The following is a 26,088-nucleotide window of genomic DNA, read 5'->3' as shown; positions in this document are numbered from 1 at the left end:
GGGGGAGCGGCCGACTGCCGGGCACCAAGTCTGACCGATCGGTATTGCGGTTCAGTAGAAATTAATGTATATTGTGTACTAGTAAAAGTGGTACACATGAAGGAGCTGAGTCGATGCCCTATGATACGCATCGATGAGAGAAGCCCGGAGCCGATCTACGAGCAGATCGTGCAGCGGTTCAAGGAACTGATCGCCAAGGGCGCGCTGGTGGAGGGGGATCGGATTCCCTCCGTTCGCGAGCTGTCCGCGACGCTGCTCGTCAATCACAATACGGTGGCGAAGTCTTACCAGGAGCTCGAGCGACAGGGCGTCATCGTGTCGCTGCGTGGCAAGGGGGCATTCGTGGCCAAGGCGGGTGACATGCCCGGCATGGAGCGGGAGCGCCTGGACCGGCTCCGCGCGGAGCTGCGCCGGATCGCGGTGGAGGCGCATCACCTGGGCGTGGGCAGCGACCAGCTCACGTCCTGGCTGCAGACGGATATGAGAGACTACGGGAGGGATCGCGATGCTGGCAGTGCGGGGACTGAGCAAGCGGATTGACGGGAAGGCCGTGCTGACGGAGATCGACCTGGAGCTTGCGGCGGGCGGGGTCGCGGGCCTGATCGGGCGCAACGGCGCAGGCAAGACCACGCTGCTCAGGGTTATCTCCGGCATTCTCGATCCCGACGGCGGGGAAGTGCTGTTCGAAGGCCGTTCCGTTCACCGGGAGCCCGAGGTCAAGCGCGAGCTCGTATTCATACCGGATTCGCCGGAGGCTTGGTACGGCTATACGGGGTGGGGGGCCGCCTATATGTTCGGCCAGATCTACCCGCGCTTCGATCCGGCCTGCTTCAGGGATATGATGAACCGCCTCGGTCTGCCGCTCGACCGCAATATCCGGCATTTCTCGAAGGGGATGCGGATGATGTTCAGCACGGCGCTCGGTCTGTCGACGCGCGCGAAGCTCGTGCTGTTGGACGAGCCGACCAATGGGATCGACCCGATCGCGAAGAAGCAGGTGCTGACCCTGCTCATGGAGGCTGCGGCGGACGGCATGTCGCTCGTCGTGTCCTCGCATCTGCTTGAGGAGCTGGAGCGGATGACCGACACGATCCTGCTCATGCGCGCGGGCAGCGTGGAGATGCATGCGTCGCAGGGGGTGGCCGACGGGATCGTGGCGAAGCTGCAGGTCGTGTTCGGGGGCGCGGCGCCGGAGGCGTGGCTTCGTTCGCCGGATGTGCGGGTGCTCGAGCATATCGGCCGCGTCTACACGCTGCTGCTGAATGCGGCACCCGGCAGCGCCGCTCTCAAGGAGCTGGAGGCGATGCGTCCGCTGCTCATGGAGCCATTGCCCGTGCGGCTGGAGGATCTGTACGTGTGGAAGCTGGGAGGCGAGCCGTATGCCGAGTAATTCGCGATGGAACGGAATGAAGCCGCTGCTCGGCAGGGAGTACGCGAATGCGCGGCTGTTTATATTTGCCGTGCCTATCGTGTATTTCCTCATCGTCGTGCTGAAGCGCATGAATAATTGGTTATGGAATCGGCCGTCGACGGACACGCTGGTCAGGCTGGCGAGGCATGACTTTGCACACGGCGATCTATACCGGTACGTATACGACAACGGCGCCAACGAGGCGGGAGGCAGGCTATGGCTGCTGCTGGCGGTGTTCGTGCTCGCGCTCGTCCAACTTGGCGTCGAGCGGCGCAACGGCTCGCAGGAGCTGCTGTTCTCGCTGCCCTATTCCCGGGCACGCGTTTTTCTCAGCAAATGGCTGCTCGGTGCGATGATGGTGACAGGTACGCTGCTGATATGCACGCTGGCGGATGTTGTGGTAATGGCGGTCTCTCCGGCATCCGACTATGTGCGTCTCGATTATTTTGCCGCCCAATTCGGGTACTCGTGGCTCGTCGTTCTGGCGGGCTATGCATGCGCGCTTCTCGTTGGCGCCGTCACCGGCAGCGTGGCCTCGCAGACGATACTCACTTGGGTACTGGCGGCATTTCCGATCGGCTTCTTCCTATTGTTGGACGCTTCGTTGAATGTTCAGGGCATTCAGCTGCCGCGGCGGACGCACGACGGATTTGGCAATTCGTACACGCCGTTGCTCGGCGATCGCATCCAGGATGCGCTTAATTTTATCGGGTACGCCAGCCTGTCTTATACCGACATTGTCTGGTGGAGAGCGCTCGCGATGCTCGTCCTGCTAGGGGCGGGTCTCCTGCTGGCGACAGGGGCCTACGTCCGCAACCGCGTCGAGAACAACGGCAAGCTCATGCTCTTCAAGGGTGGAGAGACCGTGCTGAGGTACGCCGTCGTGCTGTGCGCCTCCATGATTGCGGGCATGGTTGGCAAGGGGCTGTTCAGGCTCGGCGCGGGCGAGTGGCTCGGCTACGATATCGGCTTCGTCCTCGGCTGCGTGCTGAGCGCATTTATTATCCGCAGGCTGCTGCGCATGCGGTTCAAGTACTAGTGTTGGCGGGCGCCAGTCTCGCTTGAATACGTTTGAACGGTATCCCCTTCGGACAGGAACGCGAATCTTCCTGATCGAGGGGGATATGTTTGCATGGACCCTAGCGGGCCGTCTCGTATCGGAGCGGCACTTGGTTTGCGGACAGGACGAGTCTCTCCTGATCGAGGGGGATATGTTTAATGATGCGCCGAGCGCGAGTCTCCTGATTGAAGGGGATACGGTTGGTTTTTGGGATGAACGCAAGCTTCCTGATCGAAGGGGATACTGTTCAAACGTGTCGCAGAGCGATTTATTTGCCGGCTGCGGAATGCGTCCCGTGCGGGTTGCCCATACTGATTCTATGAGACTTCATAGAGTTGGAGGGCGCATCATGTGGAAATGGATCGGCTGGGCGGCCAGGCTGGTCGCGGCGGTGCTGCTGGTAAGCTTCTTGAGCATCTGGACGACGGGTTATATCGTGACGAGCTACGTGCAGTCGGCACTGAAGGAATACGGCATCACCCTGGATGAGCAGCCGTTCGCGATGAGCGGTGTCTGGGGGAAAATGTGGGGCGCGGACGGCGCGAAGACGGCGGCAAAAACGGAAGTGAAGACGGGGACGGCAGTCGACGACGAAGACAACGGTCGTGAGCAGGAGGCAGCGGCAGCGCCCGAATCCGAGGCAGCTACCGCTTCCGGCATAGGCGGGGAGGAAGCTGCTTCGCCCGAGCCGGACGAGGCGGCGGGCGCTCCCACGCCGGCGCCGGGCCCTGCGCCATCGGATGCGGGACAGGGCGAACAGGCGGGCGCTTCGCCCGAGGCGACGCCCGGAGACGGCGCGGTGCCCGTCTGGAGCGAGGAGGATGTCGCATCCGCCGTCGCCGGTCTGACGGACGAGGAGAAGCAGCAGATCTACTCCGTCGTCGTGAGCAAGCTGTCGAGCGCGCAGCTCGGCGAGCTGACGGAATTGATCAAGGGCGGTCTGACGCAGGAGGAGCTGCCCAAGCTGGAGTCGCTGCTGAAGCCGGTGCTGAGCGACGACGAATACGCGACGATGATGGAGGCGCTGCAGGTGCCGGCGGCCCAGTAGCGGTCGCCCAATAGCCGCCGAATAGGGGCGAATGCATGCTGACAGGGACGCCGGCCGCGTCCCTGTCTTAAGTTTATATGAGAGAATTCTAAGGGCCGATTCATTGATAGCCTCATAGACGCTATGCTACAGTGTGGAGGATGCTGGTTAATCCGAGGCAATCCTACATAGCGATCAAGGAGTTCATATGAATATCGGCGACAGAAGCAGGCAGTTGGCTGACAAGCTGGCAGGGGCGGCCGTCCGACTCAAGCAGCGCGCTGGGCGCAAGACGGCAATCGTCGTCTGCGCGGCGGCGGTGGCGGCAGCGGGAGGTACGGTGCTCGTCAAGCAGCATATCGAGGCCAATACGCTGGCGTATACGGAAGTATGGATAGGCGGAGAGCATGTCGGCGACGTCAGCGACCGCAGCGTCATCGAGGCGCGGATCGGCGCGAAGGCTGCCGAGCTGGAGGCGGAGAGCGGCGAAGTGCAGTATCGGCTCGACGAGGGACAGGTGACCTATCGCGCGGCCGAGGCGTATGGCAAAAAGCTGGACGACGCAGCGGTCGCGGCCCAGATCGGCGATCGGCTGAAGACGCATCCGACGGGCGTGCAGCTGATCATTGACGGACAAGCGGTGGCGGTCGTCCGCGATCAGGAGACCGCGGAGCGGGTGCTGCAGCAGGTGAAGGCGCATTATGCGCCCGCCGAGGCCGAGGCTGCGGCGAAGAAGGCGCCGGCCAAGGAAGTGCAGACGCTGTCCTTCGGCGGTAATCAGGCAACGGTGGCCGACGGTCAGGCGCTGAGTTCCTCCGGCCCCGGCAGGAGCGGCAAGGCTTCAGGCGACGAGGCTGCGGGCAGCGCCGCCCGCACCGCCGCAGCACCGCCAGCCGACGATAGCGCGACCTTCGAGGAGGCCGTGAAGATTGCTGAGCCGGCGCCGGTGTCGCCGGATAAAGTCGAGGACGCGGATGCATTGGTCAAGCGGCTCATCGCGGGACACACGGTGCAGCGGATCTACAAGGTGAAGGCCGGGGACTGCATCGGCTGCATCGCGGATGCCCAGCAAGTATCCGAAGATATCATCTACCAGAACAACCCATGGATCGAGGATGACAAGATCAAGATCGGCGACGAGCTGAATCTGACTGTCCAGGAGCCGCTGCTGAATGTACGCTCGGAGGAGACCGTGACGCAGACGGAGACCATCGACGCGCCGCTCGAGATCCGCAAGACGGACGAGCTGAAGGCGGGCAAGTCGAAGATCGTGAGACCCGGCGTGGAGGGCAAGCGGATCGTCACCTACAAGCTGCTGCGGCGCAACGGGCTCGTCATCGAGGAGGAGCAGGTGTCCTCCAAGGTCGTGACGCCCGCGCTCTCCACCGTCGTGCTCAAGGGGACGAAGGTGACGCCGAGCGAGGGCTCCGGCAATCTGGCATGGCCGGTATCCGGGCATCGGATCACGAGCTACTACGGCAAGCGCTGGGGCAGGCTGCACAAGGGCCTGGACATGGTCGGCTCGAGCAGTGTCAAGGCCGCCGACAACGGCGTCGTCGAGCTGGCTGACGACAGCATGAGCGGCTACGGCAATGCGATCATCATCAACCATAACAACGGCTCCAAGACCCTCTACGGGCATCTGAGTAAGATCAACGTGAAGGTCGGACAGGTCGTGGAGCAGGGAGAAGCCATCGGCGTCATGGGCAACACGGGCCACTCCTTCGGCACACATCTGCACTTCGAAGTGTACATGAATGGCAAACTCAAGAATCCGGCCGATTATTTGTAAACATTTACCCGCTGCTGCGCCCTCCGAACCACGTTCGGAGGGTGTTGTTTTGTTGGGCTGACTCTCTCGTTATGATAGAATAAAGCTTACAGAAGCCGCCGGCGGGCGATCTCCGCCCGAGGCGGGACAGTGGATACGGGAGGCTGGCGTATGCCGGGCAAAATTCTGGTCGTCGACGACGAACGGCCGATCGCCGATATATTGAAGTTCAACCTGGAAAAAGAGGGCTACGAGGTCGTCTGCGCATTCGATGGCGAAGAAGCCGTACGGCTCGCGTTCGAGTACGATCCGGACTTGATCCTGCTCGACCTGATGCTGCCGATCAAGGACGGGATGGATGTCTGCCGCGAGGTGCGCAGCCGGCTGTCCACGCCGATCATCATGCTGACGGCCAAGGACACCGAGCTGGACAAGGTGCTGGGCCTCGAGCTCGGTGCGGACGACTATGTCACCAAGCCGTTCGGCACGCGCGAGCTGCTCGCGCGCGTGAAGGCGCATCTGCGCCGCCAGCGCAAGCTGGACGAGCCCCGCACGGGCGCGGCGGGCGCAGGGCAGGAGACGGAGCCCGAGCGTCAGGGGCTTAAGCTGTTCAATCTTTTTATCGACACGGATATGTATGTCGTGTACAAGAACGGGCAGCCGCTGGATCTGACGCATCGCGAGTTCGAGCTGGTGCACTATCTGGCGCGCAACAGCGGCAAGGTCATGACGCGCGAGCATCTGCTGCAGGCGGTGTGGGGCTTCGAGTACTTCGGCGACGTGCGTACGGTGGACGTGACGATCCGCCGGCTCCGGGAGAAGCTCGAGGACGATCCGAGCAAGCCTGAGCTCATCATGACGCGCCGGGGACTCGGCTATCTGATGCGCAGTCCCAAGATGGCGGGCGGGTACGGCGGATGAAGCTGTTCGGTCCGCTGCGCACCATCCAGGCCAAGCTGATCGTGATGGTGCTGCTGCTGATCTTGATTGCGGTGCAGCTGATCGGCGTCTACTTCATCAGCACGATGAAGAAGTCTCAGATCGACTCCTTCACGACCCAAATCAACAAGTCGGCCCAGCTGCTCTCCGTCATGCTGGGCTCGAGCGATTTTGCCAAGCAGGACGGGGAGGACAACCGCTCGGAGGACACGCTGGATTCGCTCAAGCAGCTTGTCGGCAATCTGTTCAGCGAGAGCGGCACGGAGACGCAGGTGCTCGACGCCAGCGGACGCGTGCTCGCGACATCGCTCGAGCCGCATCAGAGCTATATCGGGCGCAAAAATACGTCATTGCTCGTCAGCCGTGCGCTTCAGGGCATCGGCGACAATACCGAGGAGATCATCGACGAGGACCGCGTGCGCAAGAAGGTCATCGCCCAGCCGATCCTGAGCGGGGACAGAGTCGTCGGCGCGGTCTACGTCGTCGCCTCCATGTCGGAGCTGTACGGCACGGTGGAGCGCATCAACCGCATCTTCGTCTCCGGGATGCTGCTCGCGCTCGGCCTGACGGCCGTGCTCGGGATTCTGCTGTCGGGGACGATCACGCATCCGATCAAGGCGCTGACGCTGCAGGTGACGGCCGTCGCCGAGGGGCGATTCGACGAACGGGTGCCTGTCATGGGCAACGACGAGATCGGACAGCTCAGCGCCGCGTTCAACGAGATGACCGAACGGCTCAGCGAGGCGCTCTCGATCAACGAGGAGGAGAACGAGAAGCTCTCGTCGATCCTCTCCAACATGAACGACGGCGTGCTCGCGACCGACGAGATCGGACGGGTCATCGTCGCCAACCGGCGCGCGCGGGCGATGCTCGGGCAGGAGACGCTCGAGGGGATGACGCTGTCCGAGTGTCTGGCCATCGACAAGGCCGCGATCGCCGGCACGCTCGAGGGCAAGGAGTCGACGCGACTGATCTCGAGAGCGCAGATCACGGGAGACGAGGAGCTCGTCTTCCGCGCGTCGCTGACGCCGATCCGGCGCCGGGACAAGGGCGTCGTCGGTGTCATCGCCGTGCTGCACGACGTGACGGAGGCGGAGAAGCTCGACAACTCGCGTCGCGAGTTCGTCGCCAATGTCTCTCATGAGCTGCGTACGCCGCTCACGACGATCAAGAGCTATACCGAGGCGCTCGACGACGGCGCGCTGGCCGAGCCGCCGCTGGCCGAGCGCTTCGTCGGCGTCATCCGCAGCGAGACGGAGCGCATGATCCGGCTCGTCAACGATCTGCTCCATCTGTCGCGCTTCGATTCGAAGCAGGCGCAGCTGCGCCGCCAGATGACCGATGTCGGCGAGATGATGGAGGATGTGGTCGACCGCTTTTCGCTGCAGCTGCGGCAGAAGGCGATCACCGTCAAGGTCGAGGTCGATCCTAGCCTGTCCAAGGTATGGCTCGATCGGGACGGCATCGACCAGGTGCTCGACAATGTCGTGTCCAACGCGATCAAGTACACGCTCGACGGTGGCTCCGTCCGCCTGACGGCCGGTCCGACCGATGCGGGCCAGCTGTCCATCTCGGTACGCGATACGGGCATCGGCATCCCCAAGAAGGACCTGGAGCATATTTTCGACCGCTTCTACCGCGTCGACAAGGCTCGCTCGCGCAATATGGGCGGCACCGGGCTCGGCCTCTCGATTGCCCGGGAAATCGTGCGCGCCAACGGAGGCGCCATTCTCCTCGATTCCGAACCGGGAGCGGGCACGACCGTAACGGTCACGCTGCCGATGGTGCAGGAAGGAAGTGAGTACGCATGATCGAACGGGGCAAGTCCTTCGCACTTGTGCTGCTTGTTGCTCTCAGCCTCGTTCAGAGCTATTTTTTGGCCTACAGCATGCCCAGCCTCGAGACGAAGGTGAAGACCGAGCAGGACTACGTCAAGACCGAGGAACTCGGGCCCGAGGAGAAGGTAGAGAACCTGCTCTACCCGGAATCGCTCGTCGTTCACATGGGTCAGGACAAGCATACGGTGTTCTATCCGCACGACAACTTCTACCATATGGTGCTGGAAAAGCTGTTGAGCCGGCAATTCAAAGGCTTCCAGCGCGTCGAAGCGAGTACGATCGATTGGGAATCGGTCCGGCGGGAAGATGCGGGCATCGAGATCCGGTTCGGCCGCGACGTTCCGTTCTCCCTGCTGCAGCGTGCGTTCAAAGGCATCGAAGGGGACTCGCTGCTCTCTACGGGAGAGATCGACCGGGTCTGGATCTTTGCACGGGCTGACAGCGGAGAGGTGCGCAGCTTCTTCTTGAGCGCAGACGGCCAAGACGTCTTCGAGGCTTCCCAGGTCGATCTGACGGCCCAGGATGTCGAGCAGAGCGTCGGCTTCGGCGAATACTGGCAGCCGTTCAGCTACTGGGCGAACGGCGTCTATGTGCCGGAACAATCGCTCGCGCTGGGCCGCGTCGAGGTGGCTTTCACCAAGTATACGGCCGATCAGATGCAGCGCAATCTGTTCATTGATCCGACGACGACCAAAATGATCCAGGACAGCCAGGATGGCGCGCAGATTTACAGGGATACCAAGCGGGGCCTCAAGATCGAGCAGGAGGGCGGCTGGCTGTCGTTCAAGGATCCGGTGGCGCGGGCGGAGGGACGGGACGAGCCTGCGGAGAATATCACGGCGGCCGTCCAATTCGTCAACCAGCACGGCGGCTGGAACGGCGCGTTCCGCTTGACCGAGGCGCCGAGCTTTATCGGCGCGGGCGGCACGAATTCCGCCATTCGATTCCAACAGCTATACAGCGGCGTGCCGCTCGTATCGGCGGGCGAGTTCCGATTCGGCTATATGCAGCTGTCCGTTCAGCAGGGCGTCGTCAGCTCCTACGAGCGCTCCCTGCTCGTGCTCGGAGACAAGGAAGGCACTGCGCAGCCTTTCAGCCTGATTGCCGGCAATCAGCTGCTGACCAAGATCAGGCAGGCAGCCGCCGGTGTGCAGGTGGAGTCGCTATTTCCCGCTTATCGTACGACGTTGTCGCAGGACAAGCTGATATTGGAGCCCGTATGGGCGATACGCCTCGCGAGCGGCGAGGTGCGTATCGCAAGCTGAGTCGGGAAGGGGGAATGACCGGTGGACTGGGGCAGGGCGAAGACGGTGCTGATACTGGCATTCCTGGCGCTGAATATGGTGCTCGGCTATCAGCTGTGGCAGGAATGGAGAGAGCGGATCGACTCGACGGTCGACTGGACTTCCCTGCCGGTCGAGGCGAGGCAGATGATGCAGGAGAAAAATATTCGCATCGGCGCCAAGATTCCGACGGACACGCCGAGCCTGCGCGATATTACGTACAAGCTCCAGCTTCCGGCCAGCGGCGGCAGCGGCCGCATCGCGATCGAGCCGCCGCCGGAGACGCGGATCGTGTTCAACAACAAAGAATTGCAGCAGGCTTTGGGAGACGTCATCCCGGAGCTGTCCAAGTACCGGTTCGATTATTACGGCAGCGGACGCGAAGGCGAATATGCCTTCAACCGTATGATCGAGGGACTGCCTCTGTTCGATGCGAAGCTTATCTTGTATTACAGCGAGCAGAAGATCCAGAGCTACCGGCTGGATCTGATCGAGACGCTGCCTACCGAAGGCGGACAGGCTCAGAAGGTGCTGCCTGCGACCCAGGCGCTCACGAGCCTGATCCTGAAAAAATACCTGCCGGCAGGCGCGGCTGTAAAGGAAGTGGCGCTCGGCTATCACGGACAGGGCATCTTCAACTCCGATACGCAGGTCGCCGCGCCTTCCTGGCGCGTGCTGCTCGAGGACGGCAACCTGTTCTACGTCAACGCGGTCAGCGGCGAAGTGTCAACGGACAAAGAGAGCACGCTCGAGCCGCTGACGGGGAAATAAACGAGGCTGACGGTCATACAGACTCGTCCATCAGATTGGCCGGCGGACTGGAAAATAGAGGGAGCGCCCAAGTCCATTAACGCTAGCGCGATTCAATCTGCTAGAATAAGAGATATAGTGCAATATGGGGAGAAGAGAAAGAAAGGAATCAAGCATATGGGATTACGCTTCACAGTGCTGTCCAGCGGATCGACGGGCAATGCCACGGTCGTATCCTCGGGCGCGGCGACGGTGTTGATCGATGCCGGACTCAGCGGCAAAAGAATCGAAGCGCTCATGCAGGAGCGGGAGGTGTCGGGCAGCGAGCTCGACGCAATCTTCGTCACGCATGAGCATTCGGACCATATCAAAGGTCTCGGCGCATTCGCCCGCAAATACGGACTGCCTGTCTACGCGAACGAGAAAACCTGGGGCGCGATGCACAAGCATGTCGGCGAGCTGCCCGACGCGCAGCGCAAGGTGCTCCCGACCGGCGGCGTGATGGAGCTGTTCGATCTCCGCATCGAATCGTACGCCATCTCGCACGACGCGGAGGAGCCGGTCGGCTACTGCTTCCGGTCGGATGACGCCAAGCTGACGCTGGCGACGGACCTCGGCTACGTCAGCGACAAGGTCATGAGCCAGCTGCTCGAGTCCGATGTGCTCGTGCTGGAGGCGAATCATGATATCAATATGCTGCGGATGGGCCGGTACCCCTGGAACATCAAGCGGCGAATCCTTGGAGACATGGGTCATCTGTCCAACGAAGCGGCCGGCGACACGCTCTGCCGCCTCGTCTCCGAAGGCCGGACGAAGCGGGTGTATCTGGCACATTTGAGCCAGGAGCACAACCTGATGGACTTGGCGAAGCTGACGGTGAATACCGTATTAGAAGATAACGGCGTTTTCTATCAAAAGCACGAGTTCGCGCTGTGCGATACGTATGCCGACCGGCCGACGCCATGGGATCACGTCAAGGCATACAGCCTGGCCCGGCCTTAGCCGCGGCGTCAGGGCAGATGGCGGTCCAGCTCCTCCTCCATCTCTTCCGACTTGAGCCGCAGCTCCTCGGGCGTGACGATGCCCTTGTCGACGAGCACTTCGATCAGCGTGCTGATCGCCAGCAATTGACGGTACCGGTCTTCCTTCAGATCGGCCAGCTGTGCCGCGAAGTCTACGAACGACCAATGGGGTGACGAAGGCTTCATGAAGCATCCTCCTTGCGATCAATCTGTGAATCTATTACTATTTTAGTCAAATCGTTGACCATACATTCCACTTTTCTATTCTTTCAGCACGGTCAGCGGAGAGGGGCTGCGCATGGGCTTTTTTAAAGACGATTTTTACTCAACCAAAGTAAAGCGGAACAGCCGTCAGCCGTCCGGCAGCTGGCAACGTCCGAACCGCTGGAGCCGTCCGAGCGCTACGGTCAGGGTCGCGCTGATCTCCTCGCTCGCGAGCTCCGTACTGGTCGCTTCCCTCTTCTATCTGGCCGTAGACCGTCCGAAGAGTCAGCCCGAGAGCCGCGCCGCATTGTCGTCCGGCATATCGGGTCCGGTCGACACGAACGAACGCATCATCTCCGCCGCCGCCAAGGTCGGCCCCGTCGTCGTGAGCGTCATCAACCAGACCAAGGAAGGCGCGGCAGGCAGCGAGGCATCGATCGGTAAAGGCACGAGTCTCGGCTCGGGCGTTATATTCAAAAAGCAAAAAGGGAAAGCCTATATTATTACAAATGCGCATGTCATTGCGGATAGTGTCAAGCTGCAGGTCGTGCTCTCCAATGGGACCAAGAAGAGCGCGACAGTCGTGGGCAAGGATACGATCACGGATCTCGCCGTTCTGGAGACCGACGACAAGGGAATCAGCCAAGTCGCCGAGATCGGCGACTCCGAGAAGCTCCGCAAGGGAGAGACCGTCATCGCGGTCGGCAATCCGCTGGGCTTCAGCGACTCCCTGTCCAACGGTATCGTGTCGAACCTGAAGACCATCGTGCCGATCTCTCTGAATCAGGACGGTATCTACGATTGGGAAGAAGAGGTCATCCAGATCTCCGCTCCGATCAACCCCGGCAACAGCGGCGGTGCGCTCGTCAACCTGAACGGTCAGGTCGTCGGCATCAACAGCATGAAGGTCGCCGATACGAGCGTAGAGGGCATCGGCTTCTCCATCCCGATCGACGATGCCGTCCCGATCGCCGAGCAGCTGATGGAGCACGGCAAGATCAAGCGGCCGTACCTGGGCGTCTACTCCATGGATCTGTCGATCTACCTGGACAACAACGCCGCTTCGGACGACGACGACGCGTTCGGAGACGGTCCGGATGCGGATGCGACGCCGAATGCCAATGGCGATGATGACGATGTGCCTGCCGGCGAGGAGCTCGTCGTCCCGGACGGCGTCAAGGAAGGCGTAGTCGTCCTGGAGGCCGTCGGCCCCGCCAAGGCTGCCGGGCTCGCCTACAACGATATCATCGTGGCGCTCGACGCCGAGCCGATCGGCAGCACGCTCGATTTGCGCAAATACTTGTATATGCACAAGAAAATCGGAGATACGCTTAAAGTCACCTACTATCGGGACAGCAAGAAGCATGAGCTGAACGTGAAGCTCGTCGAGAAGACGGAAAACGACGGCTGATCCCAAAGCAGATTTACGGCGAGGAAGGACATCTAATCATGTATTGTGTTTGCAAAGAACACGTGGAGCTTGCGATCGATACCTTTGTCGACGAATACGAGGACGCACCCGATCTCGTCAACCTGAGGGAGACCAAGTTCGCCTCCTGGGAGCCGCCGCAGCACTGCGAGTACTGCAAGGAGCCCGCGCTTTTTCTAATCGTATGAATATGCCGGCAAATGGATCCGTGGTCTCGTCGACCTGCGCGGATCCTTTTTTTATGGCTTGGGGCCTTTGCCGGGTGCCGCATAGCCTTGTTCACCACGTTTTAACAGTATCCCCTTCGGCAAGGAAGTTCCTCGCAGTGTGCATATGCGCCTCCAGGCCTATTTCCCGAAGCATATCCCGCTCGGTCAGGAAGGGCCTTTTTTTACAAAAAAAGTGGACATCCACTCCAATATCTGCTATTATAAGAACAAATGTTCCTATATCGAGGTGGGCGGAATGGGCGGCAGGGCGATCGGGGAGACGGTACCGGTGTACACGGATGAGGATTGCGAAGGTGCGCTGTTGATGGCGAAGTGGCCTGCTGGCTACCGCTGCCCCCGGTGCGCCCATCCGCATTGGTACGATGTCGTAGCGCGCGGCCGCAAGCTGTACGAATGCCGATCCTGCGGCCATCAAACCTCGCTGACGGCGGGGACGATTCTCGAGGGGACGCGTACGCCGCTGCACAAGTGGTTTCAGGCGATGCATCTGATGCAGTTCGGCATCAGCGCCAAGCTGCTGGCCGAGTTGATCAGCGTCACCTACAAGACGGCCTGGCTCATCAACCACAAGCTTCGTCATGCGATCGACCGGTGGGATCGGGAATTACCGCTGGAGGGCAATTTGCAGCTGCTGGGCGAGTTTTACGGCTATGAGTATCTCCAGCATATTAGTCCCTCATCATTGTCGGAGGCCGCAGTGCAGCCTGTCGTTATCGGCGCTGCGGTCAGCGAGTGCGGGGACATTGCCCACTTGAAGATTAAAAAGGACAGCAAGGAACAGCCTTCGCGCAGTACAGAGGCGGAGACGCTGGACCGTTTTGTCCGCCAGCATACATCCGATGCAATTGTGCCCAGGCGGGTCGCAGCCGTGGATCGCCGTCGCAATCGAGGAACGACCAGCAGGCTGCCGGCTGTCTGGCAGGGCGCTATCAGATGGCTGGCTTGGACGTTCGGCGGGATCGGTCCCAAGCATCTGCAGGCGTATTTGAATGAATATTGTTTCCGTTATTTGTTGAGAAGGGACCTGCTGGTCGAGCTAATCGGAATGTGCGGGGCCACGAGGACGATTACATATCCGGACCTTACCGGTAACAGGACGGGTGCCCAAGCTATACGTTGGCGTCGGCACGCTGCTTCGCGAGGTGCGCGGAAGGTATCTTGATTCATGCCACAGGCAATGGAATGTCTTGAGGCTCGCTGAACTGCTGCACACGCGGGCATCGGCCAGGCGGGAGGGGGCGGCAGTAGGGGAGACGGGAGAAGCGATGCGGGAAGGCCCTTCTCTAGAGGGGCCAATGGAGCGCGTGTGCACCAGTTCCTGAGCGAGGGGGATACCGTTAAAACGTGCCGGAGGGGCTGCCCGGCCCCCAACCGTCAACCGTCCGGCTGCCCCGCCCGCCCCTTCAAGGCTCAGGCAAGCCCCCTCAAGGCACAGGCGCCCCCGCCCGCCCCGTTAGCCTCTGAAGCGTTTGCGCAGGTCGCGTCCCCACTTCCAGAGGATGTTGCCGGACAGCAGGAGCGCGACGAGCAGGCCGCTCATCGTGACGACGAATGCGATCCATTCGAAGGGCGAGTAGTCGGCCATTACCGACCACTTGATCGGATTTTTGAGGTCTTCGATGACTTGGTTCATGCCATAAATACCGCTGATGACGGTGTAGATGGTGAGTACGGTCAGCAGGTAGCTGGAGCGGCGCGAGGTCGCGTTCTCCTGGTACTTGAACAGGTCGTTCAGGGTCTGCTTGACGTCTTCGAACAGCTCGTCGTTGCCGTACATTTTGCGCAACTGGAGGAAGATCTCGCGGCCTTGGGACTGGGAGACGACCTCAAGGAAGTTATACTTGGCGGAGAAGGTCGTGATGTCGCGGATGAGCAGCTCCGTCTTCTCCGAATCTCTCTCCATCTGCACGCGCGAATAAGCGTTGGCGAGCTTGAGCAGCACGATCCGGTGGAACAGGTTCAGCAGCAAACCGTAGTAGTATTCGCCGTATAGCTTGTTGACGATGGCGTCGGCCTTGCGCTCAGGCAGGCTGTTGAGGCAGCAAAAGCAGCTCTCGTCGGTCTGATAATAGGCATAGGGCGCCCATCTGTCGAGTCCTGTATCCCGGCAATACTGCTCGATGTAGGGTATGTAGTAGGCGCTGATATAGGGGTTGCCGTCATCGTCCAGACCGTCCAGCCGGGATGCGCGGTAGCGGTCGAGACTGGTGATGTCCGTACCTTCGGGAAAGGAATAGCTGGCCATGACATACATACGCTCGTCGATAAGATAGGGGAGCTCCTCGAAGTAAGCACCGTCCATCGGTGTGCGGTCGAGATGCTCGACGATATGAGGAACGATGCCCTTGAATATGAAGTCTTGAACCTCCTGATAAACCTCGCCCTTGTATAAGACGCTGGACGCGCGGTCTTCGCTATGGGCATCCTGGAGCGCACGCAGCCGTTCGGCGAACTCAATTGCTTCCGTGAACGTAATGTTTTCCTTGGTCACTTGTACGCGAAGCGTGATGAAGCCCGTGTCGAAAGGACAGAGGACGACGTCGACAGCGTGCAGCACGAACGGTGCCTCGAAAAATCGCGTCCGCAGGACGGCGTGGGCATCCAGGCGTTTGCTCAAGCGCTGGAAACTTTCCAGGTTGTCCTCGGAAGGGAACAGGACATGGTTTGTGAAGGGTAAATAGTAGCGCTCCATATCCCGATGCGAGACGCGATGCTGTGGTCCGTAGAAGGCGTCCTCCATATCGAGGTGGTCGAGTCGAAATGGAATAAACCCTTCCCGAATCAGTGTTTTCTTGAGCGCGCCATGACAGTCGGAATTGAGCGAAAAAGGGAATAAAAATTGGTAATCTGCTTCTCTCAGCGGCTTATCCAGTTGGCCGATCTGCTTGATCCGCTCCGTAAAGCTTGCATGCTCTTGGTTGTTCATAAAGGGGATGCCGCCTGCCTTTCGTTGCTCTCCATGTTCTTCTTGTCTTGCAGCTCCCGGTTGAACGTATGCTTGATCTGACTCAAGCCGCCATAGACGTACAAAATATCCCCAGCCTCCAGCGGCGTATCCATGCGGCGGTCGCGAATCATATGCGTGCCCCGCTTGATGAGCAGGATGTTCACATCGGGCAGACGGTCGCACAGCTCCTTCACGGTACGCCCGATTGCGGCTGACGATTCGCCGATCGGGATGTCGATGAAGGTGTCCTCGTCCTGCAGATACAGTACTTCCTGAATGGCCAGCTCATGGATGGCGAAGGCTTGGCGGAAGGCCCCGCTAAGCTTGTTTTCCAGCCTCTTGCCGATTGCCGGTATGCGCATCGCCGCGTAGACGACAAGCAAGCCGCCGGCCGCCAGCGACAACGGAAACAGGTGAAAGTCGGGCGCCAGGATCGTGCTGATGCAGGAGATGATGACTGCCAGAGAGAAGGCGCCGAACAAAATTAAAAAAATGCCGATCCGCCTGCGGACGGGATGGCCTAATATTAACTCCGATTCTTTGGTCGTAAAGCCCGTGCTGGTCAGCAGCGAGATCACCTGGAAGCGCGCGATGGCATGATCCAGACCCGTCGATCTCATGAGAATCGCCGAGATCTCGATTACGAGGAAGACGATCAGCATATAAATAAAAATGAACCCCATAAGGGCGCCGCCTTTCTCTCAACGTTCGCGCAGTGCGAAAGTGCATCTATTCCTGTTATACCCTGCGCCTCGGCAGTTTCAAGCGTGCCCGGATTCAAATTCAATCCATAATTTTCCGATGACCCCATTGACAGCTTGGAGCGGGCGGTGTTACAGTGTCAAAGTGTCAAATACATTTCACATTTGGAAGGGAGGATTGCGTTCGATGCGTACATTTATGATTGTTCCAGCTGCTGTCGCTCATGCGTTTAGAAGCGAACGTAATCCGTCTGTGCCCGCATAATCCGATGATGGATATCGATGGGCGCACGGTTACGTATCCGTAATCGTGCGCCTTTCTTATTCGGCACGGGACGAACGAACGTTCGGATTCCGGCTGCCGGAGCATAGAATAGGCGTATCGCTTACGGGCGGTGCGCCTTTTTGTATGGATCGGATGCGATCGGGAGAGAGAGAGAGGGAAGAAAATGCTTAGCGTACTCGTAAAACTAAAATGGTTCTTCAGACAACACTGGAAAAGGTATACGATCGCGATCGTCCTGCTCGCGGTCGCCGGCATCATCGACATCGTGCCGCCGAAGCTGCTCGGCTATACGATCGACGGCGTCCATCAGGGCACGATGACGGGCGGACGGTTCGCCGAGATCGTCGCGCTCTGGGTCGGCCTCACGATCGTCGGATACGGCATCAACTACGTGTGGCTGTCCCAGCTGTTCGGCGGTTCGATGCTGCTGGAGCGGCTGCTCCGGACGAAGCTGATCAAGCATCTGCTGCGCATGACCCCGACGTTCTATGAACGCAACCGGACGGGGGATCTGATGGCCCGCGCGACCAACGATCTGTGGGCGATCTCGAATACGGCGGGCTTCGGCATCCTGACGCTGATCGACTCGTCGATCTTCATGCTGACGATTCTGTTCGTCATGGCGGGGCTCATCAGCTGGAAGCTGACGCTGGCAGCGATGCTGCCGCTGCCGCTCATCGCGCTGGCGATGAAGCACTTCGGCGGCAAGATTCACGAGCGGTTCACCATGGCGCAGGATGCGTTCGGCGAGCTGAACGATCAGGTGCTCGAGTCGGTGACGGGCGTACGCGTCATCCGCGCGTATGTCCAGGAGCAGGCGGACGAAGCGCGCTTCCACAAAAAAACGAACGAGGTGCTGGCGCGCAATATTGCCGTCGCGCGCATCGATGCGCTGTTCGAGCCGACGAACAAGATTCTGGTCGGGCTCAGCTACATTATCGGCGTCTGCTACGGCGGATACCTGGTGTTCCGCAGCGAGATCACGCTCGGCGAATTGATCTCGTTCAATATCTTCCTCGGCATGCTGATCTGGCCGATGTTCGCCATCGGCGAGCTGATCAACATCATGCAGCGCGGCAACGCTTCGCTCGACCGCGTGAACGAGACGCTCGGCTACGAGCCGGATGTCAAGGACCCGCAGCGGCTCGCGGATTCGGCCATGCCGGATACGCTGGCATTCAAGGCCGTGACCTTCCGCTATCCGTCGTCCGCGGTCGACAATCTGATCGACGTGAGCTTCGAGCTGCGGCGCGGCCAGACGCTCGGCATCGTCGGGCGCACGGGCAGCGGCAAGACGACGCTGCTGAAGCAGCTGCTGCGGGAATACCCGGCCGGCAGCGGAGAGATTGCGATCGGCGGCGTGCCGGTCGCCGACATCGGGATCGAGCGGCTGCTCTCCTGGGTCGGCTATGTGCCGCAGAACCCGATCCTGTTCTCGCGGACGATACGCGAGAATATCCTGTTCGGGCTGGCCGACGCCACGCCCGAGCAGATCCAGCATGCGCTCGTGCGCGCCGCGTTCGCGAAGGACATCGCCTTCCTGCCGGACGGCCTCGAGACGCTCGTCGGCGAGAAGGGCGTCGCGCTCTCTGGCGGCCAGAAGCAGCGCGTCAGCATCGCCCGCGCGATGATCGCGGACCCGGAGATCCTCATGCTCGACGATGCGCTGTCCGCCGTGGACGCGCGCACGGAGGCCGAGATCATCGAGGGCATCCGCACGGAGCGGGCGGGCAAGACGACGCTCATCGCCACGCACAGGCTGTCGGCGGTGCAGCATGCGGACCTGATCCTCGTGCTCGACGAAGGCTACGTCATCGAGCGCGGCACGCACGAGGAGCTGCTGGCGCTCGGCGGCTGGTACAAGGAGCAGTACGACAGGCAGCAGCTCGAGGCGACCGTAGAAGGTTAACGAACGAACAGAGAGAACAGAAAGAATTGAAGGTGAGAAACCATGACAGGCAAGCGATTATTCCGATATGCACTCTTCTATAAGAAAACGATCATCTGGGCGTTGGTGCTGCTCGGTCTGGCAGTATGCGCGGAGCTGCTCGGTCCGCTGCTGGCGAAGCGCATGATCGATCAGAACATTCTGGGCATCGAGAAGACCTGGTACCGGGTCGAGGCCAAGCAGAGCAATGCCGTAGAGTATCAAGGCGGCTGGTACGTCAGATCCGACCACCTGCCAGGCGGCGCGGACCGCAGCCCCGAGCAGGCGCGGCGCGTGCTCCAGGAGAAGCGCAGCTACTACTGGATCGGCAGCGACATGGCGTTCGACGGCGCCCGCTCGGTCGCGGACGGCACGATGACCGTGACGGCCAAGGACGGCCGGACGGCGCAATACGCCGCGACCAAGCTGACGAAGGGCGAGCTGTACGCGTTCTACAAGCCGGAGATCCCGATGCTGCTCCAGCTGGCCGCCGCGTACTTCGGGCTGCTGCTGCTGGCCGCAGCGTTCACCTACGGGCAGAAGCTGCTGCTGCAGACATCGGCGAACCGGATCGTGCAGCGCATGCGCGAGGATGTGTTCGCCCATACGCACCGGCTGCCGGTGCAGTACTTCGACAACCTCCCGGCTGGCAAGGTCGTCTCCCGCATCACCAACGACACCGAGGCCGTCCGCGAGCTGTTCGTGGCGGTGCTGGCGAACTTTTTCTCCGGCATCGTCTACATGACCGCCATCCTGGGCGCGCTGTTCATACTCGATGTGAATCTGGCGCTCATCGCGCTGCCGCTCATCCCGATCCTCGTCGTCTGGATCGTGCTGTACCGCAAGTATGCGGGCAAGCTGAACAATGTCATCCGCTCCAAGCTGAGTGACATCAACGGCATGATCAACGAGTCGATCCAGGGCATGACGATCATCCAGGCGTTCGGCAGGCAGAAAAAGATGGCCCGGGAGTTCGACGAGCTGAACGAGGACTACTTCAAGCATCAGACGAAGCTGGTCAGCCTGAACTCCATCACGTCCCACAATCTCGTGAACGTGCTGCGCAACATTATCTTTCTGACGGTGCTCTGGCTGTTCTGGGGCGGCTCCCTGGGCGGCGCAGTCACGGTGGGCGTGCTGTATGCGTTCATCGACTACATGAACCGGATGTTCCAGCCGATCGTCGGCATCGTCAATCAGCTGTCCAACCTGGAGACGGCGCGCGTATCCGCCGCGCGCGTGTTCGAACTGCTGGACCAGCCGGGCATCCCGGTCGAGAACGGCCAGGCGCCGCGCAGCGGGGGCGACGTCCGCTTCGAGCATGTGACCTTCGCCTACAAGAAGGGCGAGAATGTGCTGAAGGATGTCAGCTTCCACGCCCGTCAAGGAGAGACGGTCGCGCTCGTCGGACATACGGGCTCGGGCAAAAGCTCGATCCTGAACCTGCTGTTCCGCTTCTACGATATCGAGGAGGGCAGCATTAAGGTGGACGGCACGGACGTGCGCGACATTCCGAAGCAGCAGCTGCGTGCGCATATGGGCATCGTGCTGCAGGACCCGTTCCTGTTCACGGGCACGATCGCTTCGAACGTGAGCCTCGACAATCCCGCGATCTCGCGGGAGCGGGTCGAGCAGGCGCTGCGCGATGTAGGTGCCTACGAGATGTTCATGAGCCTGCCCGGCGGCCTCGACGAGCCGGTCATCGAGAAGGGAGCAACGTTGTCCGCCGGTCAGCGGCAGCTGATCTCCTTCGCCCGGGCGCTGGCGTACGACCCGGCGATCCTCATCCTCGACGAGGCGACGGCCAGCATCGACACCGAGACGGAGGCCGTCATCCAGGCGGCGCTGGACGTGCTCAAGAAGGGGCGTACGACCTTCGTCATCGCCCACAGGCTGTCCACGATCCGCCAAGCGGATCAGATCCTCGTGCTCGATCACGGCGTTATCGTTGAGCGCGGCGATCATGAGCGTCTGATGCAGCTGAAGGGTAAATACTATGCGATGTATCAGCTGCAAGGCGGCACTGTTCCGGCAGAAGCCGGAGGCGGGAGCGGTGACGATGCCGCCGAAGTGGAAGCGGCGGCATCCGCGCCGACCGGATATTAAATAACAACGAGACGCTGCAGGCGCAGACAGTGCAGGTACAGACAGTGCAGGTACAGACAGTGCAGGCGCAGACAGTGCAGGTACAGACAGTGCAGGTACAGACAGTGCAGGTACAGACAGAGGAGAGAAAAACGAGCATGCTTATTCGTACGGAAAGAAGCGATGATATCGAGGCGGTCAGACAGGTGCACCTGGCCGCCTTCGGCGGACGGGAGGACGAGAGCCGGCTCGCGGACCGGATCCGCGGATCCGCCGGTCTCGTGCCCGAGCTGTCCCTCGTGGCCGAGCGGGACGGAGAGATAGTCGGGCATATGCTGATCAGCAAGGCGGAGCTCGTCGACGGACACGCTGCCGAGGTGACGCTCGTGCTGGCGCCGATCGGCGTCCGGCCGGAGGCCCAGGGCCGGGGCGCAGGCGGCGCGTTGATCGAGGAAGGTATACGTCGGGCGGCTTCGCTCGGCTACAAGCTGATCTTCCTCATCGGTCATCCGTCCTACTATCCGCGCTTCGGCTTCAAGCCGGCCGTAGGGAGCGGGCTCGTGCTCATGCAATTCGACGTACCGGACGATGTCTTCATGGTGCGCGAGCTGGCCGAGGGCGAGCTGGACCGCCTCGCGGCGGTGCGCAAGGAGAAGTACGGAGAACTGAAGTACCCGCAGACTTTTTTCGCCTGATTTTGTTTGCTTGAGCGAACAAAGATGTACCGAACGCTGTCGGATACGCTCGAATTTCCCACCGAAGGGTATATAGTAGCGGAAGCCTGGGCCCGAGTCCATTAGACAAGGGCCCTCTATTCCTTATAAACTAGAATACAGAATTCGGATTCGGGGAAAAGGAGCAGAGCGTACATATGTCATTTCTGGAAATTGTTAAAGGCATCATCATCGGCATCGTAGAAGGCGTCACGGAATTTGCGCCCGTCTCTTCCACCGGTCATATGATCATCGTCGACGACCTGTGGCTGAAGACGGAGAACTTCCTGGGCTCGGAAGCGGCGGTCGCGTTCAAGGTCGTCATCCAGCTCGGCTCGATCCTGGCGGTCGTCGTGCTGTTCTGGCGCAGGTTCATGGATCTGCTCGGACTTAGAAGACTGAGCGGCAAAAACGCCCGGATCGAAGCGGAGCACGAGGGCACGGGCGAATGGGGAACATCCGGCAGCGGCAGGCTGAAGCTCATGCAGGTCATCGTCGGTCTGATCCCTGCGGGCATTCTGGGCTTCCTGTTCGACGATACGATCGAAGAGCACTTGTTCTCCACCGAGACGGTGCTCATCGGCCTCGTGCTCGGCGCGATCCTCATGATCGGGGCCGACCGCCTCGCGCCGAAGCGGCCGACGGCGAATACGGTCGACCAGATTACATACCGGCAGGCGCTCATGATCGGGCTTATCCAGTGCTTCTCGCTGTGGCCCGGATTCTCGCGGTCCGGCTCGACGATCTCCGGCGGCGTATTGCTCGGCTTGAGCCACCGCGCGGCGGCGGACTTCACCTTCATCATGGCGGTGCCGATCATGGCCGGCGCCAGCCTCCTCACGCTGCTGAAGAACTACCAGTACATCACGGCCGACATGCTGCCGTTCTATATCGCGGGCTTCGTCGCTGCATTCCTGGTGGCGCTGGTGGCCATCCGATTCTTCCTCAACCTGATCAACCGGATCAAGCTCGTACCGTTCGCGATCTATCGCATCGTACTGGCTGTCGTGCTGGCACTGGTCATCTGGCTGTAACCTGCATGTAGACCGGCGAGCGGGCAATCATTCCATTCGCCAAAGGGGACATGGCTGCATTGAGCGAGGACAAGAACAAACAAGCGGTAGAAACGGTACAGGCGTATATCGCTGCTTACAATTGCTTTGATATCGATGGCATGCTCGCGTTGGCGGCGGACGATGTCGTGTTCAGAAATATCGTGAACGGCAAGACGGAGCTGGAGACGCGCGGTGTGCAGGCGCTAAGAGAGCTGGCGGTGCGATCGGCCGAGTGGTTCGAGAGCCGCCGTCAGACGGTGACGCAGATCGTAGGGAATGCAGACGGGACCCGCATCGAGGCACAGATCGATTACGAAGCCAAGCTGGCGGTCGATCTTTCTCCCGAAGCCAAGGCAGGCCGCGTATTGCGGCTTGCAGGCAGGTCCGTGTTCGAGCTGAGGGATGATGGCAAGCTCGTAGTTCTGGAGGATTATAGCTGACTTCTCGGCTGTCCCGGCGATTGTCGGGGCAGCCGATTTATTTTTTTGCGAGGCGCGGCGCGGGCGGCGACGGGTACAAAATAGGGGACGGCCGAGCGGAGATTGGAAGTAGATGACCGTCCTGCGACGTTTGAACAGTATCCCCTTCGCTAAGGAGGAACGGGGCTGCACACAGTTATGCATACGGCAGGGGCTAGTCTTTCCTAGGCTGCATGGCTGCTTTATACATCCGATCGGTGCCGGAGCATGCGGCATGCGGGCAGTTTCCTGACGGAAGGGGATATGCTGCGGCGAGCGGCGTCCTGATCGAAGGGGATACGGTTTAAAAGGGATAAAAACAAGGCGTTCTACCGATAAAAATTAAGGAAGCGTCAAAGTGCGGAAATCGACACGCGATGTGGTAGGATAGGAGTACGAATGCGCGGCGCGGCCGCGACAATAAATGAGGTGCTATTTGTGACAGAGTTCGGACCATTGGGTGTAGCGGAGCGCGCATCCGAATTATTGCATAGCTTGGGAATCAAGCAGCCGACACCGGTGCAGGCGCAGACGATCCCGATCGCCCTGACGGGCAAGGATGTCATCAGCCAGGCGCAGACGGGTACGGGTAAAACGCTGGCGTTTGTGCTGCCGATGCTGGAGCGGATCAAGCCGGAGGTGCCGTATCTGCAGGGGCTGATCGTGACGCCGACCCGCGAGCTGGCGATCCAGATCACGGCGGAGATCAAGAAGCTGCTGCCTGCCTATGACGGCGTGCGGGTGCTGGCCGTCTACGGCGGCCAGGACGTGGAAGCGCAGCTGCACAAGCTGGAGGGGACGATGCACCTGATCGTGGCGACGCCGGGCCGGCTGCTCGACCATATGCGCCGCGAGACGGTCAGACTGTCCAATGTGCGCATGATGGTGCTCGACGAAGCCGACCAGATGCTGCATATGGGCTTCCTCGGCGAGGTCGAGGAGATCATGGCGAAGACGCCCAAGGACCGGCAGACGATGCTGTTCTCGGCGACGATGCCGGACAAGATCCGCAATCTGGCCGGCCGCTATCTGCGCGATCCGCAGGAAGTGACGGTCAAGGCGAAGCAGGTGACGGTAAAGGATACGGCGCAGCTCGTCATCGAGACGACGGACCGGGCCAAGCAGTCGGCGCTGGTGGCGATGATCGAGGAGACGCGGCCGTATCTCGGCATGATTTTCTGCCGGACCAAGCGCCGCGCGAGCACGCTGAACGAGGCGCTGCAGGCGATGGGCTATAGCTGCGACGAGCTGCACGGCGATCTGTCGCAGGCGAAGCGGGAGCAGGTCATGCGCAAGTTCCGCGATGCGAAGCTGCAGCTGCTCGTGGCGACGGATATCGCGGCGCGCGGTCTCGACGTCGAGGGCGTCACACATGTGTACAACTACGACATGCCGCAGGACGCGGAGAGCTATATTCACCGCATTGGCCGGACGGGCCGTGCGGGCGAGTCCGGCATGGCGATCACGTTTGTCGCGCCCAAGGACCGCGGCGATCTCGGCGTGATCGAGGACGGGATCGGCATGTTCATCGAGCGGCGCAAGATCGGCGAGGCGGGCGGCAGCGTGGCGGCCGAAGGCACAGCGGCGCCGGTGCGGGCGCGGACGCCGGGCGCGTTCGGCAAGCGCGCGGGCACGGCCGGCGCCGGAGCGCGCAGCGGAGGCGCGCGCGGCGCAGCGGGCGCCAGGCGCGGCGAGGGCCGCGGAGACGATCGCGGCGCCGCCCGGGGCGAAGGCCGCGGTGCGGCACGCGGCGGCGTCGTGCGCGGTGCGCGTGGCGACAGCGCGGCTGGCGCAGCGCGCGGCGGCAAGGCCGCGCCGGCTCGCGGCGGGCGCGGCGAAGGCACGGCGGGCGGCGCAGGCGAAGAGCGCGCCGCCAAGTGGTGGGAGCAGGGGGCGTACTTCGCCCCGGCTCCCGAAGAGCGCGCAGCCGCGCAGCAGGCGCAGCGCCGCAGACCTGGCGCGGGCGGCCCCGGCAACGGCCCGCGCGAGCCAGGCGCGGCCAGGCCGCAGGCGGCTGCGGGCCGCGGGCCGCGCAGCGGCGGCAGCACCGCAGGCGAGGGCCGCTACGCCGGCGCGTCCGCGCTGGGCGGCCGGGCCGAGCGCGGCGCCAAAGCCTACGGCGCGCCGGCCGAGCGGCCGAAGCGCGGCGCCGGCGGCGCGGGCAGCGGCGACTTCGCCCGCGGCGGCGGCTCATCCCGCGGCAGCGAGCGCGCCTCCGGCGGCCGCAGCGGCGGCAGGCCGCAGACCGGCGGGCCGCGCACCGGCAGCCGCAACCCGTCTGCTGGCGGACGCGGCGGCTTCGGCGGCCCGGCCGGCGGCGCTGGCCGCGGCAAGGCGCCTTCGCGGTCGCCGCGCGGCCGCAAGTAGGCGCCACTTAACCCGACAGAACGTCTCGCGTACGCAAGGCTGCGCGAGGCGTTTTTTGCTGGCGTTGCAGCTGACTGCCCGAGCAACAATAAATTCAAGATAGAATAACTCACAAAAGCAGCATAGAAACGCCGATATATTCCATAGGACCTCAGCGTCCGTTTCATAGACTTGCGTAAAAACATATTATCAATATCGCAAAGGGGATTACGAAAATGAAAACGGAAATTTTGCAACAGGTGACGATCGTGGATATGAACGAAGAGATGCTGTCTCGTATTGATTTTTCCCATGCGGTAGACGTGCCAGGCTCCCTTGCGATCGGCTGGTCGGTCGTCACGCACCCGCTCGGCCTGCGGGAGTTCGACGTCGTATACGACCGGCGGGAAGCGCGCACGGTGAGCAGCAAGGTCGTCAATATCGAGGTGGATACGACAGGCGAAAAAGATGCGCTCCGTGCCTATCTCGAACCGATCACCTTGATCATCGGCCAGCATGACGTGGGCGCGGCCGAGTAAGACAGAAGAAGCGCCATCATGACTTCCAAGTAACTATATAACCTCAAAGTGCGTACTGTTCAGCCTT

Annotated in this window: 23 protein-coding genes; 20 read left to right on the top strand and 3 right to left on the bottom strand. The window is 61.3% G+C overall.

Annotated elements, in window-relative coordinates:
* Positions 1-120 precede the first annotated feature (120 nt).
* The 10 genes from VQ071_RS14925 to VQ071_RS14880 all read left to right on the top strand — a co-directional run bounded on the left by VQ071_RS14925 (position 121) and on the right by VQ071_RS14880 (position 11,081).
* The gene (locus tag VQ071_RS14925) at positions 121-540 is read left to right on the top strand and encodes a GntR family transcriptional regulator (protein ID WP_340514849.1); all 420 of its coding nucleotides are present in this window, start codon (positions 121-123) and stop codon (positions 538-540) included.
* Positions 506-1,390: an ABC transporter ATP-binding protein gene (locus VQ071_RS14920; protein ID WP_340514848.1), complete on the top strand. Its 885-nt coding sequence runs from the start codon at positions 506-508 to the stop codon at positions 1,388-1,390. Before VQ071_RS14925 ends, VQ071_RS14920 begins: the two co-directional genes overlap by 35 nt.
* On the top strand, positions 1,380-2,450 hold the full coding sequence (locus tag VQ071_RS14915; RefSeq protein ID WP_340514846.1) for an ABC-2 transporter permease: 1,071 nt from the start codon (positions 1,380-1,382) through the stop codon (positions 2,448-2,450). Before VQ071_RS14920 ends, VQ071_RS14915 begins: the two co-directional genes overlap by 11 nt.
* 370 nt (positions 2,451-2,820) lie before the next feature.
* The gene (locus VQ071_RS14910; protein ID WP_340514845.1) at positions 2,821-3,519 is read left to right on the top strand and encodes a hypothetical protein; all 699 of its coding nucleotides are present in this window, start codon (positions 2,821-2,823) and stop codon (positions 3,517-3,519) included.
* A gap of 187 nt (positions 3,520-3,706) precedes the next feature.
* On the top strand, positions 3,707-5,290 hold the full coding sequence (locus VQ071_RS14905; RefSeq protein ID WP_340514844.1) for a LysM peptidoglycan-binding domain-containing M23 family metallopeptidase: 1,584 nt from the start codon (positions 3,707-3,709) through the stop codon (positions 5,288-5,290).
* A gap of 150 nt (positions 5,291-5,440) precedes the next feature.
* Entirely contained in the window at positions 5,441-6,190 is a 750-nt protein-coding gene (gene yycF, locus VQ071_RS14900) for a response regulator YycF (RefSeq protein WP_340514843.1), read from the top strand.
* The gene (gene walK / locus VQ071_RS14895; protein ID WP_340514842.1) at positions 6,187-8,019 is read left to right on the top strand and encodes a cell wall metabolism sensor histidine kinase WalK; all 1,833 of its coding nucleotides are present in this window, start codon (positions 6,187-6,189) and stop codon (positions 8,017-8,019) included. Before yycF ends, walK begins: the two co-directional genes overlap by 4 nt.
* The gene (gene yycH, locus VQ071_RS14890; RefSeq protein WP_340514841.1) at positions 8,016-9,311 is read left to right on the top strand and encodes a two-component system activity regulator YycH; all 1,296 of its coding nucleotides are present in this window, start codon (positions 8,016-8,018) and stop codon (positions 9,309-9,311) included. Before walK ends, yycH begins: the two co-directional genes overlap by 4 nt.
* Before the next feature lie 21 nt (positions 9,312-9,332).
* Positions 9,333-10,100 carry a two-component system regulatory protein YycI gene (yycI, locus tag VQ071_RS14885; protein ID WP_340514840.1) on the top strand — a complete coding sequence of 256 codons (768 nt, stop codon included), beginning with the start codon at positions 9,333-9,335 and terminating at the stop codon, positions 10,098-10,100.
* Between the two features lie 156 nt (positions 10,101-10,256).
* Positions 10,257-11,081 (top strand): MBL fold metallo-hydrolase, encoded by an 825-nt coding sequence (locus tag VQ071_RS14880; RefSeq protein ID WP_340514839.1) that lies wholly within the window; start codon positions 10,257-10,259, stop codon positions 11,079-11,081.
* Positions 11,082-11,089: 8 nt separating this feature from the next.
* Here VQ071_RS14880 and VQ071_RS14875 read toward each other — a convergent pair whose 3' ends face one another.
* Positions 11,090-11,287, bottom strand: coding sequence for a hypothetical protein (locus VQ071_RS14875; protein WP_340514838.1), 198 nt, complete (start codon positions 11,285-11,287; stop codon positions 11,090-11,092).
* 112 nt (positions 11,288-11,399) lie between these two features.
* On the opposite strand from VQ071_RS14875, the gene VQ071_RS14870 reads away from it, so the two are divergent.
* The 3 genes from VQ071_RS14870 to VQ071_RS14860 all read left to right on the top strand — a co-directional run bounded on the left by VQ071_RS14870 (position 11,400) and on the right by VQ071_RS14860 (position 14,126).
* Positions 11,400-12,716: a S1C family serine protease gene (locus tag VQ071_RS14870; protein WP_340514836.1), complete on the top strand. Its 1,317-nt coding sequence runs from the start codon at positions 11,400-11,402 to the stop codon at positions 12,714-12,716.
* Positions 12,717-12,754: 38 nt separating this feature from the next.
* The gene (locus tag VQ071_RS14865) at positions 12,755-12,922 is read left to right on the top strand and encodes a CxxH/CxxC protein (RefSeq protein ID WP_340514835.1); all 168 of its coding nucleotides are present in this window, start codon (positions 12,755-12,757) and stop codon (positions 12,920-12,922) included.
* 277 nt (positions 12,923-13,199) lie between these two features.
* Complete coding sequence (locus VQ071_RS14860) at positions 13,200-14,126, top strand: IS1595 family transposase (RefSeq protein WP_340514834.1); 927 nt, start codon at positions 13,200-13,202, stop codon at positions 14,124-14,126.
* 291 nt (positions 14,127-14,417) lie between these two features.
* Here the strand turns inward: VQ071_RS14860 and VQ071_RS14855 are convergent, their stop codons facing one another.
* Both VQ071_RS14855 and VQ071_RS14850 read right to left on the bottom strand, forming a co-directional pair.
* Entirely contained in the window at positions 14,418-15,890 is a 1,473-nt protein-coding gene (locus VQ071_RS14855; RefSeq protein WP_340514833.1) for a hypothetical protein, read from the bottom strand.
* Positions 15,887-16,594, bottom strand: coding sequence for a TrkA C-terminal domain-containing protein (locus VQ071_RS14850; RefSeq protein ID WP_340514832.1), 708 nt, complete (start codon positions 16,592-16,594; stop codon positions 15,887-15,889). Before VQ071_RS14850 ends, VQ071_RS14855 begins: the two co-directional genes overlap by 4 nt.
* Positions 16,595-17,061: 467 nt before the next feature.
* Here VQ071_RS14850 and VQ071_RS14845 point away from each other — a divergent pair, with 467 nt between their 5' ends.
* From VQ071_RS14845 to VQ071_RS14815, 7 genes are all read left to right on the top strand, one after another.
* Positions 17,062-18,807, top strand: coding sequence for an ABC transporter ATP-binding protein (locus tag VQ071_RS14845; protein WP_340514830.1), 1,746 nt, complete (start codon positions 17,062-17,064; stop codon positions 18,805-18,807).
* A gap of 42 nt (positions 18,808-18,849) precedes the next feature.
* A complete protein-coding gene (locus tag VQ071_RS14840; RefSeq protein ID WP_340514829.1) occupies positions 18,850-20,931 on the top strand; it encodes an ABC transporter ATP-binding protein in 2,082 nt (693 codons plus the stop codon).
* Between the two features lie 137 nt (positions 20,932-21,068).
* Positions 21,069-21,605 (top strand): GNAT family N-acetyltransferase, encoded by a 537-nt coding sequence (locus VQ071_RS14835; protein ID WP_340514828.1) that lies wholly within the window; start codon positions 21,069-21,071, stop codon positions 21,603-21,605.
* 176 nt (positions 21,606-21,781) lie between these two features.
* Positions 21,782-22,657: an undecaprenyl-diphosphate phosphatase gene (locus VQ071_RS14830; RefSeq protein ID WP_340514827.1), complete on the top strand. Its 876-nt coding sequence runs from the start codon at positions 21,782-21,784 to the stop codon at positions 22,655-22,657.
* 59 nt (positions 22,658-22,716) lie between these two features.
* Positions 22,717-23,118 carry a nuclear transport factor 2 family protein gene (locus VQ071_RS14825; RefSeq protein ID WP_340514826.1) on the top strand — a complete coding sequence of 134 codons (402 nt, stop codon included), beginning with the start codon at positions 22,717-22,719 and terminating at the stop codon, positions 23,116-23,118.
* A gap of 504 nt (positions 23,119-23,622) precedes the next feature.
* A complete protein-coding gene (locus tag VQ071_RS14820; RefSeq protein WP_340514825.1) occupies positions 23,623-25,503 on the top strand; it encodes a DEAD/DEAH box helicase in 1,881 nt (626 codons plus the stop codon).
* Positions 25,504-25,718: 215 nt separating this feature from the next.
* Entirely contained in the window at positions 25,719-26,021 is a 303-nt protein-coding gene (locus VQ071_RS14815; RefSeq protein ID WP_340514824.1) for a hypothetical protein, read from the top strand.
* Positions 26,022-26,088: the final 67 nt, after the last annotated feature.

Origin of the sequence: Cohnella sp. 56, from assembly GCF_037963805.1 — a bacterium.
Lineage (GTDB): Bacteria > Bacillota > Bacilli > Paenibacillales > Paenibacillaceae > Cohnella.
The sequence above is the reverse complement of the archived record's forward strand: the minus strand, read 5'-3'. Positions and strand labels throughout refer to the sequence as shown.